Origin of the sequence: Actinoplanes sp. NPDC026623 (assembly GCF_040638275.1) — a bacterium.
Lineage (GTDB): Bacteria > Actinomycetota > Actinomycetes > Mycobacteriales > Micromonosporaceae > Actinoplanes.
This window is the reverse complement of the sequence record NZ_JBEZXZ010000090.1, coordinates 1-12,978: the sequence shown is the minus strand read 5'-3', so window position 1 is coordinate 12,978 and position 12,978 is coordinate 1. Positions and strand designations below refer to the sequence as shown.

Below are 12,978 nucleotides of genomic sequence, written 5' to 3'. Positions count from 1 at the left end.
ACCGACATCCTATTACCGCGTATACCATAAGCAGTAACGCGTATGGCATACGCAGAAGAGCGATCACAGGGGAGACACCATGCATGAAACGCGGAGAGCCGGGCGGCGTGAATGGGCCGGGCTGATCGTGCTGATCCTGCCGCTGCTGCTGGTCTCGATGGACGTCTCGGTGCTCTACTTCACCGTTCCGTTCATCAGCCGCGACCTGGCGCCGAGCAGCACCGAGCAGCTGTGGATCTTCGACATCTACGGCTTCGTGCTGGCCGGCTTCCTGATCACGATGGGCGCGCTCGGCGACCGGGTCGGCCGGCGCCGGCTGCTCATGATCGGCGCGGTCGGGTTCAGCGCGGCCTCCGCCCTGGCGGCGTACTCGGACACCGCCCCGACGCTCATCGCCGCCCGGGCGATCCTCGGCGTCGCCGGCGCCACACTGATGCCCTCGACGCTCGCGCTGGTCCGCAACATGTTCCACGACGAGAAGCAGCGCGGCACCGCGATCGCCGTCTGGACCGCCGTCATGGCCTCGGGCATCGCGCTCGGGCCGATCGTCAGCGGCGCGCTGGTGGAGCACTTCTGGTGGGGTTCGGTGTTCCTGATCAACATCCCGGCGATGGTCCTGCTGCTCGCCCTGGCGCCGTTCCTGCTGCCCGAGCACCGCAACCCGGTGAGCGGCCGGTTCGACTTCGCCGGCGCCGTGCTGTCGATCGCCGCCGTCCTGCCGGCCATCTGGGGCATCAAGGAGATCGCCGCGCACGGCGCCGGCACCGCCCGGCTCATGGCCATCGCCGCGGGCCTGCTGATCGTGGTGGCGTTCGTCCGCCACCAGCGGCGCCGCCCGGACCCGATGCTCGACCTGGCCATCCTGCGCCGCCCGGCGTTCGCCGGCTCGGTCGCGGTGAGCCTGCTCGGCACGTTCGCGCTGGCCGGCTTCGCGATCTTCTCCACCCAGTACCTGCAACTGGTGCTGGGGATGAGCCCGCTCGAGGGTGCACTGTGGAGCCTGGTGCCGACCGCCGGGGTCGGTGCGGCCGCGCCGCTGGCGGCCGCGCTGGCCCGGCGCGGCGTGGACCGGGCGAGGATCACCGCCGCCGGATTCGTGGCCGCCGGCTGCGGTTTCGTGCTGCTCACCACCGTCCCGGCCGAGTCCGGGCTGTGGGTCCTGCTGGCCGGCGCGGGAATCTACGCGGCCGGCCTGGTCGTGGTGCTGTCGACCGCCACCGAACTGGCCATCGGCGCCGTACCGCCGGAGCGCGCCGGAGCGTCGTCGGCGCTGATGGAGACCGCGTCGGAGTTCGGCGGGGCGCTCGGCATCGCGATCCTGGGCAGCATCGGCACGGCGGTGTACCGGTCCCGCCTCGACGACCACCTGCCGGCCGCGGCCCGCGAGACCCTCGGCGGCGCCGTCGCAACGGCCGCACACCTGCCGGAACCGGCGGCCGGACACCTGCTCGGCGCCGCCCGGGAGGCGTTCGTCGCCGACATCCACGCCGTCGCGGGGGCGACCGCCGGAATCATGCTGCTCGCCGCGGTGGTCGCGCTGACCCTCCTGCGCGGCCGGCCGGCCGCCGAGCCGGGGAACGTCCCAATCCGCACCCCGGACGAGGTCGCCGCCTGAACGCGCCGAGCGTCCAGCGCCGGCCTCGCACCCTGGGCATCAGAGTCCCCGGCCGATCCCGGATCGGGTCAGGAGGCTCCGTCGGCGCGGAGCGGAAGGATCTTCGCCGGGGCGGCCTGCGCCAGCTGGTGGAGCGCGGCGACGATCTTGTCCGCCGGGAGGGGCCGGCTGAAGTGGTAGCCCTGCGCCGAGGTGCAGCCCAGCGCCAGCAGCGCCGCCCGCTGGTCCGTCGTCTCCACGCCCTCGGCGACGACCCGGGCACCCAGCCTGGCGCCCAGTTCGACCGCGCCGCGGACCACCGCGGCAGCGGCCGGCGAGTCGATCATGCCGGTCACGAAGGAGCGGTCCACCTTCAGCTCGTCGACGGTCACCCGGGTCACGATGGACAGCGACGAGAAGCCGGTGCCGAAGTCGTCGACCGAGATCTGTACGCCGAGGGCGCGCAGCGCGCCGATCACCTCGTCCACGACCTCCTGCTCGCTGACCGCCACCGACTCGGTGATCTCCAGAACCAGCTGGCCGGCGCCCAGCCGGTGCCGGCGCAGCGCGTCCGCGACCTGGTTGGGAAACGTCGAGTCGAGCAGGCTGCGCGCCGACACGTTGACCGAGACGGGGAGGTCCAGGCCCTGGCCGGTCCACTCGGCGGCCGCGGCCAGCGCGCGATCGAGCACGTAGCGGGTGAACGGGCCGAGCAGCTCGCCGTGCTCGGCGGTGTCGATGAAGTCGTTGGGGCTCAGCATCCCCCGGCGGGGATGCCGCCAGCGGATCAGCGCCTCGACGCCGGTCGGCGCGCCCGTCGCCAGGTCGACCTCGGGCTGCAGCACGAGCACGAGCTGGTCGTCGGCGGCCAGGGCATCGTGCAGCTCGGCGGTCAGCGCCAGGTGGTCGGTGCTGCTGGCGTCGCGGGCGCTGTCGTACGCGGCCACGCCGACCTTCAGTTGCTTGGCCTGATCGAGGGCGATGCCGGCGCGCCGGATCAGCTCGGCCAGGTCCATGCAGCCCGCCTGGGACACCGCCACGCCGACCGCGACCTCGCTGACCAGCCGGACGCCGCCGACCTCCATCGGCAGGCCCAGGCGGTCGATCACCTCGGTCGCCCGGCGTACGGCCCGGGGCAGCGCGCTGGGCACCTCGTGCAGCGGCGTCGCCGAGTCGGCGAGGGTGGCGACGGTGGGCAGCAGGATCGCGAACTCGTCGTCGCCGAGGCGGGCCACCACGTCGTGCTCGCGGGCCAGGTCGGTCAGGCGTTCGGCGACCGTGCACAGCATGGCGTCGCCGGCCTGGTGGCCGAGGGTGCCGTTGACCTCGCGGAACTCGTTGAGGTCGAGCAGCAGCAGCGCCACCTGCCGGTCGCGGTGGAACGACTGCAGCATCGCGTCGCCGTCCGCGATCAGCGCGGACCTGTTCGCGAGGCCGGTCAGCGGGTCGTGCACGCCGTCGTGCGCGACCTTGGCCTCGAGCCGGGCCAGCCGTTCGTGTGCGGCCGCATCGTGCAGCGCCCCGGCGAGCGCGTCCCCGTACGCGGAGACGGCGAGTTCGTCGCGGGCCACCGGCAGCGTCGGCTCGGGGAGCCACACGGTGAGCACGCCGACCCGGGCGCCGCCGACCGTCATCTCGCGGGTGATCACCGGGCCGGGCAGGGCGCCCGGGGTCTGCTCCTGCGGCGCGCCGTCGGCCGCGTACCGGCGAGGGCTGGCGCCGCGCGCCTGCAGCACCTCGATCTCCACCCGGCGGGCGCCGAAGACGTCGAGGGCGCCCCGCATGCCCGCCGCGGCGACGGCGCGCTCGGAGAAGCCGCCGAGCGTCCGGGTGGCGCGGGCGAACGCCTCCCAGGTCCGGCGCTCCTCCTCGGCGCGCAGGTGGTAGCGGTAGGTGCGCTGGAGCAGCCACAGCGAGGGCGGCAGCGCGAGCAGCCAGATCGGCGCGTTGGCCAGGGCGAAGAGCGTCAGGAGGCCGACCAGCACGTTGCCGACGAACATGGGCAGCTTGGCGTGCAGGGCCCGGACGGCGATCTGCGTGGGTGGCGCGTCTCGGTGCAGCGAGAGACTCAGCACGGCCAGGCCGAGCGTGATCACCAGGTAGACGGACGCGCCGGCGATGAGGCCGACCTGCGTCCGGGTGCTGTCGACCGGCGCGGTGGGGCCGGTGATCGCGTAGGTGACCGCGGTGGCCCCGGCGGCGCCGAGGCTCACGGACGCGGCGAGGTGTGCGAGGTCCGCGACGACCCGCTGGTCGTTGAGCCAGGTGATGAGCAGCCAGGCGCCGGCGGCGCCGACCAGGGTCGCGGCGGGCAGCCAGCCGGGTGGGGCGAGGGCGAAGCCGAGGATGAACGCGGTCTCGTCCCAGGAGATGCTGACGGTGCCGCGGCCGATCCGGACCCGCAGCCGGGCGAGTTGGGCGGCGGCGACCAGCAGGGCGGCGACGCCGACGCCGCCGGCGGGCGAGAGCGACACGATCGCGGGCCGCGGCAGGGGGATGAACATGCCGAGGACGGCGGCAGCGACGGCCGCGGCGACGATGATCTGTGTAAGGACCCGACCGGCCTTGGGTCGCGACAGCTGGCCGGCCTTCCCGGGGGGTCGCTCGCGCCGCGGTTCGGCGGCGGGAACGGGGTGGACGGTCATGCCAGCCCCCCGCTGACCAGCGGCACAGGCGAATGCACGTGCATCTGCAGTGGAGGAAGTGGGAGGCGGAGGATGGTCATCGTCGGCCCCCTTTCCGCGCAGGGTGGAGGGACGTGAAAGCCCCCGGCGGAAGGCTAAGCCAATCCGGCAGAACGCAACAGGGGTTGACGGATGAGCACAGTCGATGCTCCATCCGGGACGGGGCGGGCGCTCCGGCCGAACTTCGCTCTTGACAAAGTGGAATTCGGCCCGGCGCGGTTAGGCGGACTCGCCGCGACCGCCGGTCACGCGCGGTGAATCGCCCGACTCCGCGCCCTTGACCTCGGCTTCCGCGGGCACATTCTCCACATCAGAGGCAGCCGGACCCGAGCCGACCTCGCCCGGGGTGGCGTCCGGGAGCTCAAGATCGGCATTGAGCCGGGTGATCTCGGCCGCACGCCGGTCGGCGTTCGGATCCGCGAAACTGTCGGGTAGCCGACGCAAGTGCTTGTTCATGTTGCGGATCAGCAGAACTGTGCCGATGACCATCAGCACGATGATGAACAGCCCCATCGGGCCGGCCAGGCCGCCCGATCGGGTGTCACCGAAGTTGTTGACCGCCACCACGAGGTTCACACCGCTCACGGTACGCCCTAGTGCGTTTCGGCCGGCTCCCGGATGCCCGCGAACAGGTCGGACTCCGGGATCGGGCTGTCGACCAGCGAGCGGACCAGTTCGAAGTCCTCCGTCGGCCACACCTTCTGCTGGAGATCCATCGGCACGTGGAACCAGAAGCCGTCGGGGTCGACCTGGGTGGCGTGGGCGCGCAGCGCGTCGTCGCGCACCTCGAAGTACTCACCGCACTCGACCCGGGTGGTGATCTTGTCGCCGCGGTCCTGGCGGTCCTCCCACTTGTTCAGCCACTCGGCGTAGGGCGACTCGAGGCCGGCCGCGAGCATGGCCTCGTGCAGCGCCAGCATCCGCGCCCGGGTCCAGCCCGAGTTGTAGTAGAGCTTCAGCGGCTGCCACGGCTCGCCGAGCTCGGGGTGGCGCTCGGGGTCGCCGGCCGCGTCGAAGGCCACCACGGAGATGTTGTGGCACATGATGTGGTCGGGGTGCGGGTAGCCGCCGTTCTCGTCATAGGTCGTCATGACGTGCGGCCGGAACTCGCGGATGAGCTTGATCAGCGGGATCGCGCCCTCGGCCGGGTCGACCAGGCCGAAACAGCCCTCGGGCAGCGGCGGCAGCGGGTCGCCCTCGGGCAGGCCCGAGTCGACGAAGCCCAGCCAGGCCTGCTCGACGCCGAGGATCTCGCGCGCCCGGTCCATCTCGGCGCGGCGGATGTTGGTGATGTCGGCGAGCACCTCGGGGCGGTCCATCTTCGGGTTGAGCACGCTGCCGCGCTCACCGCCCGTGCACGTCGCGACCAGGACCTCGACGCCCTCGGCGACGTAGCGGGCCATGGTGGCCGCGCCCTTGCTGGACTCGTCGTCGGGGTGCGCGTGCACCGCCATGAGACGCAACTGCTCAGCCACTGATGTCTCCCTCGACCAGGCCTCTTCAGGGACCCCGGTGCCTGCTGCGATGATGGACCCCCGCCATTCTGGCCGATCGCACCGACAACTTTGGCAGGAGAGGCCCCCTGGTGAGCGAGACGCGCGCCACAACGCCGGTATTCCCGCCGGGCCGCTACGGGCGGCGCCGCGACGGGCGCCGCCGGTTGTTCGCGCCCATCGCGTTCGCCGTGGTGGTCTCGGTCACGATCGGATTCCTCGCCCTCCGCCTCTACGACAACTACGGCGATCCGGACTACGACTCCCAGATCGTCGGCTGGTCCGACGTGACCGACTCGCGGATGACGATCCGGTTCACCGTCCGGGTCCCGCCCGGCGGCTCGGCGACGTGCGGCCTGCGGGCGCGCAGTTACGACGGCGCCGAGGTGGGCCGGGCCACGGTGACGGTCACCGCCGAGGGCTCGGAACGGGCCATCGACGCGCGCGAGACCGTGCCGACCACGGCCAGGGCCGCCGTCGGCGAGGTCCTGCGCTGCGCGGCGGCGGGCTGAGCGGCAGGTCCCGAACGTGGGCGATATTCGCCTCTCCGGGCACCGTGCGCACCGCTGGTAAGCTAGGTGATTCGCTCCGTACGCCTGTTCGCCCCAAGGAGAAGAGTCTGTGAGCAGTTCAGAGGCGTCGAAGACCTGGCTCTCCCAGGACGCTTACGACCGGCTGCAGGCCGAGCTCGACGAGTTGATCGCAGCCCGGCCGGCCGTTGCCGCCGAGATCAACGCCCGCCGCGAGGAGGGCGACCTCCGTGAGAACGGCGGATACCACGCGGCACGCGAGGAGCAGGGCAAGCAGGAGGGCCGGATCCTCTACTTGAAGGAGTTCCTGCGCAAGGCCGAGGTCGGCGACGCGCCCAGCGCCGACGCCGTCGCGCCCGGGACCGTCGTCACGATCTACTTCGACGACGACAAGTCCGACACCGAGACGTTCCTGCTCGGCTCCCGCGAGATCGCCGCCACCACCGACTACACGGTTTACAGCCCCGAGTCGGCGCTCGGCAAGGCGATCCTCGGCGCCGGCTCCGGCCAGACCGTCACCTACACCGCGCCCAGCGGTGCCGACATCAAGGTCACGGTGGTCGAATTCGCCCCGTTCGGGGCCTGATCAGCGCAGGCTCTGATCCCCGGCCGCCAGGGCGGCCGGGGATCAGAGCGCGCCGGACAGCAACGTGACGGTGTAATCCGAGCTGCGCAGGGCGCCGATCAGCGCCGCCGAGTGGTCCGGGCCCCGGGTCTCCACCGACAGCTGCACCTCGACCTCGCCGAAGCTCAGCCGCGGGTTCTGCCGCGAGTGCGCCACGTCGACGATGTTGGCCCGCTGCTCCGCGATCTCCGCGAGCAGCCGGGCCAGCTCGCCGGGCTTGTCCCCGGTACGCACCGAGAGCCGCAGGAAGCGGCCCGCCGAGACCAGGCCGTGCTCGATCACCCGCAGCAGCAGCATCGGGTCGATGTTGCCACCGGAGAGGATCGCCACGACCGGCGGCTTCAGGTCGACCTTGCCGGTGAGCAGGGCCGCCACCGCCGCGCCGCCGGCCGGCTCGACCACCATCTTGTGCCGCTCCAGCAGCACCAGCAGCGCCGCCGACAGGTCCTCGTCGGTGACCGTGACCACGTCGTCGACGAGCTTGCTGACGTGGGCGAAGTTGAGCACGCCCGGGCGCATGACCGCGATGCCGTCGGCGATCGTGGCCGACCGGTCGAGCGTCCGCGGCTCCCCCGCCGCCAGCGAGGGCGGATAGGAGGCGGCGCCGACGGCCTGCACGCCGATGATCCGGATGTCCGGCCGCAGCGCCCTGGCCGCGACCGCGACCCCGGAGATCAGCCCGCCGCCGCCGACCGCGGTCACGATCGTGCCCACCTCGGGGCACTGCTCGACGATCTCCAGCCCCACGGTGCCCTGCCCGGCGATGACGTCCGGGTGGTCGAAGGGGTGGATCAGGATCGCCCCGGTCGCCGCGGCGAACTCCCGGGCCGCGGCGAGCGAGTCGTCGACGGTGGTGCCCGCGTACTCGATCGAGGCGCCGTAGCCCTTGGTGGCCGAGACCTTGGGCAGCGGCGCACCCTCCGGCATGAAGACCGTGGACCTCGCGCCCAGGATGCCCGCCGCCAGGGCCACGCCCTGCGCGTGGTTTCCCGCGCTCGCGGCGACCACGCCCCGGGCGCGCTCGGCGTCGGTGAGCCGGGAGATCCGGGTGTAGGCGCCGCGCACCTTGTAGGAGCCCGCGCGCTGCTGGTTTTCGCACTTGAGCCAGATCGGCACGCCCAGGCTCCGGGACAGCGGCATGGAGTACTCGAGCGGGGTGGTCTTCACGATCCCCGTGAGCAGGGCCCTGGCGGCCTCGATGTCGGCCAGCTCCAGCAACTCGTTCATGCCGGCCCCTGCCTCGTTGCAGTGCGGTCGCTCATGTCGTTGATGGTGCCATCACCGTCAGACGAAGGCGTGACGAGGCCACGGGTTCGCCACCTCGAACTGCCCGGCGATCGCGAGCAGCAGCAACTCCGAGTCCGGCGGGCCCACCAGTTGCACGCCGACCGGCAGCCCGTCGGGGCGCAGCCCGACCGGGACGACGATCCCGGGCAGGCCGGCGATGTTCCAGGGCGCGGCGTAGGGCGCGTACCGCAGGTTGACCCGCATGTTGCGGTGCCAGCTTCCGGTGGCGTGGCCGTCCGCGGCCGGCGGCGTGGCCGCCAGCGCGGGGGTGAGCAGCACGTCGATGTTGTGGTCCGCGAAGAACCGGATGCTCTTCTCGCGCCAGGCGTCGCGCGGCGCCTGCTTCGCCCAGCCCCGCTTCCACATGAGCCGGCCCAGCCGGATGTGCCGGCGGGTGCGCGGCTGCAGCGTCTTCACGTCCAGGCCCGACGCCTGCGCCTCCCGGAACGCGCAGGCGAACCAGGTGGCCAGCCCGGTCAGCCCGGTGCCGGTCGAGTACGCCGGATCGGCGGTGACCGTGTCGTGCCCGGCCGCGACGAGCAGCTTCGCCGCCGTGGCGACGGCGTCCCGGTTGGGCTCGTCCGGCCGGATGCCGGCGACCGGCGAGCGCAGCGAGACGCCGACCCGCAGCCGGTCCGGCTGCACGAGCTTCGCCGGTGCCCGCCCGGCCATCACGCTGAAGCCGAGCGTGGCGTCGGCCACCGTGGTGGCCAGGATGCCGTTCTCGACCAGGCCGAGCCAGCCGTCGACGCCGAGATCGCACGGCACCACGCCGCGGCCGGGCTTGAGCCCGACCAGCCCGCAGCACGCCGCCGGGATGCGCACCGAGCCGAGACCGTCGTTGCCGTGCGCGATGGGGACCAGGCCGGCGGCGACCGCCGCGGCCGAGCCGCCCGAAGAGCCGCCGGGCGTGCGGTCGAGCGACCAGGGGTTGCGGGTGGGCCCGTCCGGGCCGTCGGTGGTCGCCCAGAGGCCCATCTCGGGCATCCGGGTGACGCCGACCACCACCGCGCCGGCGCCGCGCAGCCGCCGCACCACCTCGTGGTCGTTCTCGGCGACGGCCGAGCGGGCCGCCGCCGAGCCGTACCAGGTCGGCAGGCCCGCGACCGGCGTGTTCTCCTTCACCGCGACGGGCACGCCGGCGAGCGGCAGATTGGCCAGGTCCTCCTGGTCGTCCACCTTCTCGGCCTCGGCGATCGCCTCGCCGGCGCGCACGACCCGGAACGCGGAGATCGCGGGATCGGAGATCGCGATCTGCTCGAGGTGATCGGCGACGACCTGGGTCGCGGTCGTGTCACCGCGCCGGACCGCACGCGAGATCTGCTTCGCCGTGGCACCCACCCAAGTGGTCGCCAGGTTGTCCATGGCCCGTCTCCGTCTGTAGGACCTAGCCGAGCGCCTGCTCCAGATCCGCGAGCAGATCGTCAACGGTTTCGATGCCGACAGACAGTCGCACGAGATCGGCGGGGACTTCAAGCGGTGAGCCCGCCGCGGACAGATGCGTCATCTGTCCCGGGTGCTCGATCAGCGATTCGACGCCGCCCAGCGACTCGGCGAGCACGAAGAGCTTTGTCCGGTTGCAGATGTTGATCGCCTGCTCAGCGCCGCCGGCCGCGCGGAACGAGATCATGCCGCCGAAGCGCGACATCTGCTTGGCGGCGGTCTCGTGTCCGGGATGCGACTCGAGCCCCGGGTAGAGCACCTGGCCGACCGCGCGGTGGTCCGCCAGGTAGGCGACGATGCGCTCGGCGTTGTCGCAGTGCCGATCCATGCGTACGCCGAGGGTCTTGATGCCGCGCAGCGTCAGCCAGGCGTCGAACGGGCCGTTGATCGCGCCCATCGCGTTCTGGTGGAAGGCGAGCTCGTCGCCGAGGCCGTCGTCGGCCGCGATCAGCGCGCCGCCGACCACGTCCGAGTGCCCGCCGATGTACTTGGTCGTCGAGTGGATGACGACGTCGGCGCCGAGGCCGATCGGCTGCTGCAGGTACGGCGAGGCGAACGTGTTGTCGACGGCCAGCAGCGCGTCGTACTCGTGTGCGAGCCCGGCGAGGGCCGCGATGTCGGCGATGTTCAGCAGCGGGTTGGTCGGGGTCTCGGCCCAGATCAGCCGCGTGTGCCCGGGGCGGAACGCGGCACGGACCTTGTCCAGGTCGTTCAGCGGCACCGCGGTCCAGTCCACGCCCCAGTTCGCGGCGACCTTGGCGAAGAGCCGGTAGGTGCCGCCGTAGGCGTCGTCCGGGATCACCACGTGGTCGCCGGGCCGGCACACGGTGCGCAGCAGCGTGTCCTCCGCCGCGAGCCCACTGGCGAAGGCGAGGCCACGGCGGCCGCCCTCGATCGCGGCGAGGCACTCCTGCAGGGCGTCGCGGGTCGGGTTCCCCGAGCGGCTGTACTCGTAGCCGAGCCGGGGTGAGCCGACGGCGTCCTGCGCATAGGTGCTGGTCTGGTAGATCGGGGGCACGACGGCCCCGGTCCGTGGGTCGGGATCCTGCCCGGCGTGGATGGCAAGAGTGTCGAAGCCGTACGTGTTACCCGTCATGAATCGCAAGGCTAGTCTGCCCAGATGCCCGGCTGCCTCTTCTGCCCGATTGTGGCGGACACGGTTCCCGCGTTCAAAGTCGTCGACTCGGCCGACGGCGTCGGCTTCCTCGACATCCGGCCGGTCTTCAAGGGCCACGTGCTGGTGGTGCCGCGCGCGCACGTCGCGCAGCTGAGCGATCTGCCCGGCGAGATGCTGCCCGGATTCTTCGCGCTGGTGCAGCGGGTGGCGGCCGCTGTGCCGGTGGCCCTCGGCGCGCAGGGCACGTTCGTGGCGATGAACAACGTCGTGTCGCAGTCGGTGCCGCATCTGCACGCGCACGTCGTGCCCCGGACGAAGGGCGACGGCCTGCGCGGCTTCTTCTGGCCCCGGCACACCTACGACTCCGACGCCGAGGCCCGGTCGTACGCCGACCGGATCGCCGCCGCGCTGGGCTGAGCCGCCCGGCGTCCTTCTTGCGGGTGTAAAAGATCGACAGGCACCGACGTTGATCACACACTGAACAAGAGGACACATCAGGAGGCCGGCCCGGGAGGTACATCATGCCCAGGTTCAACAACGAGGAGGAACGGGCGGCCTGGGCTCTGGCCGAGGCGCTCACCGAGACCGCCCGGGCGATGATGAAGCAGGCCGAGAGCGCGCTCGAGACCTGGCGGCTCGGCAAGGAGCTGTACCGCCAGCGCTGCGCCCAGCGCGGCATCAGCTCCTCGGACGCGGCGATCCGCTGGTCGGAGACGGCCAACTCGAAGAACGCCCTCACCGACAACAGCTTCCACGTCACGCTCGCGACGATGTATTACGGCGCCGCCGCGGCGCACTACTCGCGGGCCCAGTATCTGCGCAACTGCGACGAGGCGGCGGCCTGACGGTCCGGCGTACCGAGGAGAGAAAGAGCGCCACCCCGACCGGGGCGGCGGTCGGAGCGGCGCTCTCGTCAGGCCTGCCGGACCCGGCGCTCGCACGGGGGACGAGCGCCGGATCCACCAGGGGCCTGGGTCCAGTGTGGGCCGGGTTTCTGGGAAACCGCTGAATCAAGGCACCGAATGACCTGGGAATTCAACGGCCGAAACCGGACGATCGCGCTCTCCCGTTTCGCTGAGAGATGGCTGAGCCCCCGCCCCACCGGGCATATTGAGAGGTATGCAGACGGCGACCGAAACCGAACGCAAGTACGACGTCCCCGCCGGTTTCTCGCTGCCGCCGCTCGCCGGCGCCGCCGGGGTCCTCCGGCACGGCGAAGCCGGGACCCACGATCTCGACGCGACCTACTTCGACACCGAGGATCTGCGGCTCGCCCGCAACCGGCACACCCTGCGCCGGCGCACCGGGGGCGAGGACGCCGGCTGGCACCTCAAGACCCCCGGCGAGGGCTCGAGCCGCACCGAACACCGGATGCCGCTGACCGACGGCGACGACGTGCCCGCCGAACTGGTCGCCGAGGTCCGCACGATCGTGCGGACCCGGACGCTGCGGCGCGTCGCCCGGCTGCGGACGCACCGGGTGGAGACGCCGCTGCGCGACGCCGACGACCGCACCCTGGCGCTCGTCGCCCAGGACGAGGTCTGCGCGGAGACCGACGACGGCGAGCAGCGCTGGCAGGAGGTCGAGGTCGAGCTGGTCGACGGCGGCCCGGAGGTGCTCGACGCCGTCGAAGCCCTGCTGTTCGCCGCCGGCGCCACCGCGGCGACCGGACCGTCGAAGCTGGCCCGCGCGCTCGGCGACCGCCTCGCGGCACCGCCGCAAGGCGACAAGAAGATCAACCCCGTGCTCCGGTACGCCCGGGAGCAGCGCGAGGCCGTCGAGAACGAGGACCCGGGGGTACGCGCGGGCGCCGCCGAGGCCGTACACAAGATGCGGGTGGCGACCCGGCGGCTGCGCAGCACGCTCAAGACCTTCAAGGGCTCGTTCGACGCCGAGCGGGCGGCGACGCTCAAGGTCGAGCTGAAGTGGCTCGCGGACCGCCTCGGCGCCGTCCGCGACGGCCAGGTGCTCGGCCACAAGCTGCTGGCCGTCGCGGGCGAGTTCCCGGAGGTGGCGGCGGGCATCCGCGAGCGCCTCGACGCGGACGTCGCGCGCGGCCGGGAGGAGCTGGTGGCGGCGCTGGACAGCGACCGCTATCTCGCCCTGCTCGACGCGATGGACGAGCTGGTCGACAACCCGCAGCCGGACGACCCGGGCGCGCCGCGGCGGGCCGGCAAGGCGCTGCGCAAGGCCGACCGGCTGCTC

General features: G+C 72.4%; 12 protein-coding genes. 6 read left to right on the top strand and 6 right to left on the bottom strand.

Annotation, left to right across the window (positions count from 1 at the left end; translation table 11 throughout):
- The first annotated feature begins 79 nt into the window (after positions 1–79).
- Complete coding sequence (locus tag AB0F10_RS24775; protein WP_360629442.1) at positions 80–1,615, top strand: MFS transporter; 1,536 nt, start codon at positions 80–82, stop codon at positions 1,613–1,615.
- 68 nt (positions 1,616–1,683) lie between these two features.
- Here AB0F10_RS24775 and AB0F10_RS24770 read toward each other — a convergent pair whose 3' ends face one another.
- From AB0F10_RS24770 to mca, 3 genes are all read right to left on the bottom strand, one after another.
- Positions 1,684–4,239, bottom strand: a complete 2,556-nt coding sequence (locus AB0F10_RS24770) for a bifunctional diguanylate cyclase/phosphodiesterase (RefSeq protein WP_360629439.1) — start codon at positions 4,237–4,239, stop codon at positions 1,684–1,686.
- A gap of 258 nt (positions 4,240–4,497) precedes the next feature.
- Positions 4,498–4,791, bottom strand: coding sequence for a hypothetical protein (locus AB0F10_RS24765; protein ID WP_360629485.1), 294 nt, complete (start codon positions 4,789–4,791; stop codon positions 4,498–4,500).
- Between the two features lie 80 nt (positions 4,792–4,871).
- On the bottom strand, positions 4,872–5,732 hold the full coding sequence (gene mca, locus AB0F10_RS24760; protein ID WP_360629482.1) for a mycothiol conjugate amidase Mca: 861 nt from the start codon (positions 5,730–5,732) through the stop codon (positions 4,872–4,874).
- Positions 5,733–5,863: 131 nt separating this feature from the next.
- Here mca and AB0F10_RS24755 point away from each other — a divergent pair, with 131 nt between their 5' ends.
- Together AB0F10_RS24755 and greA are read left to right on the top strand one after the other, a co-directional pair.
- On the top strand, positions 5,864–6,283 hold the full coding sequence (locus tag AB0F10_RS24755) for a DUF4307 domain-containing protein (protein WP_360629436.1): 420 nt from the start codon (positions 5,864–5,866) through the stop codon (positions 6,281–6,283).
- A gap of 109 nt (positions 6,284–6,392) precedes the next feature.
- The gene (gene greA, locus AB0F10_RS24750; protein ID WP_360629433.1) at positions 6,393–6,887 is read left to right on the top strand and encodes a transcription elongation factor GreA; all 495 of its coding nucleotides are present in this window, start codon (positions 6,393–6,395) and stop codon (positions 6,885–6,887) included.
- A gap of 42 nt (positions 6,888–6,929) precedes the next feature.
- On the opposite strand, the gene ilvA is transcribed toward greA, so the two are convergent.
- The 3 genes from ilvA to AB0F10_RS24735 are packed head-to-tail and all read right to left on the bottom strand — an operon-like array spanning position 6,930 to position 10,752.
- On the bottom strand, positions 6,930–8,153 hold the full coding sequence (gene ilvA, locus AB0F10_RS24745) for a threonine ammonia-lyase (protein ID WP_360629430.1): 1,224 nt from the start codon (positions 8,151–8,153) through the stop codon (positions 6,930–6,932).
- Positions 8,154–8,210: 57 nt separating this feature from the next.
- Positions 8,211–9,578 carry an amidase family protein gene (locus tag AB0F10_RS24740; protein ID WP_360629427.1) on the bottom strand — a complete coding sequence of 456 codons (1,368 nt, stop codon included), beginning with the start codon at positions 9,576–9,578 and terminating at the stop codon, positions 8,211–8,213.
- A gap of 22 nt (positions 9,579–9,600) precedes the next feature.
- Positions 9,601–10,752 (bottom strand): cystathionine gamma-synthase, encoded by a 1,152-nt coding sequence (locus tag AB0F10_RS24735; RefSeq protein WP_360629424.1) that lies wholly within the window; start codon positions 10,750–10,752, stop codon positions 9,601–9,603.
- A 24-nt stretch (positions 10,753–10,776) separates the two neighbouring features.
- Here AB0F10_RS24735 and AB0F10_RS24730 point away from each other — a divergent pair, with 24 nt between their 5' ends.
- The 3 genes from AB0F10_RS24730 to AB0F10_RS24720 all read left to right on the top strand — a co-directional run.
- Positions 10,777–11,190, top strand: coding sequence for an HIT family protein (locus tag AB0F10_RS24730; RefSeq protein WP_360629421.1), 414 nt, complete (start codon positions 10,777–10,779; stop codon positions 11,188–11,190).
- 104 nt (positions 11,191–11,294) lie between these two features.
- Positions 11,295–11,618 carry a hypothetical protein gene (locus AB0F10_RS24725; RefSeq protein ID WP_360629418.1) on the top strand — a complete coding sequence of 108 codons (324 nt, stop codon included), beginning with the start codon at positions 11,295–11,297 and terminating at the stop codon, positions 11,616–11,618.
- Between the two features lie 274 nt (positions 11,619–11,892).
- Positions 11,893–12,978: CYTH and CHAD domain-containing protein (locus AB0F10_RS24720; protein WP_360629415.1), on the top strand; the 1,086-nt coding region annotated here is incomplete at its 3' end.

Coding starts and splice junctions, on each gene's coding strand:
- AB0F10_RS24775 (WP_360629442.1), top strand. CDS start 80: ATGCATGAAACGCGGAGAGCCGGGCGGCGTGAATGGGCCGGGCTGATC.
- AB0F10_RS24770 (WP_360629439.1), bottom strand. CDS start 4,239: ATGACCGTCCACCCCGTTCCCGCCGCCGAACCGCGGCGCGAGCGACCC.
- AB0F10_RS24765 (WP_360629485.1), bottom strand. CDS start 4,791: ATGGGGCTGTTCATCATCGTGCTGATGGTCATCGGCACAGTTCTGCTG.
- mca (WP_360629482.1), bottom strand. CDS start 5,732: ATGGCGGTGCACGCGCACCCCGACGACGAGTCCAGCAAGGGCGCGGCC.
- ilvA (WP_360629430.1), bottom strand. CDS start 8,153: ATGAACGAGTTGCTGGAGCTGGCCGACATCGAGGCCGCCAGGGCCCTG.
- AB0F10_RS24740 (WP_360629427.1), bottom strand. CDS start 9,578: ATGGACAACCTGGCGACCACTTGGGTGGGTGCCACGGCGAAGCAGATC.
- AB0F10_RS24735 (WP_360629424.1), bottom strand. CDS start 10,752: ATGACGGGTAACACGTACGGCTTCGACACTCTTGCCATCCACGCCGGG.
- AB0F10_RS24730 (WP_360629421.1), top strand. CDS start 10,777: ATGCCCGGCTGCCTCTTCTGCCCGATTGTGGCGGACACGGTTCCCGCG.
- AB0F10_RS24725 (WP_360629418.1), top strand. CDS start 11,295: ATGCCCAGGTTCAACAACGAGGAGGAACGGGCGGCCTGGGCTCTGGCC.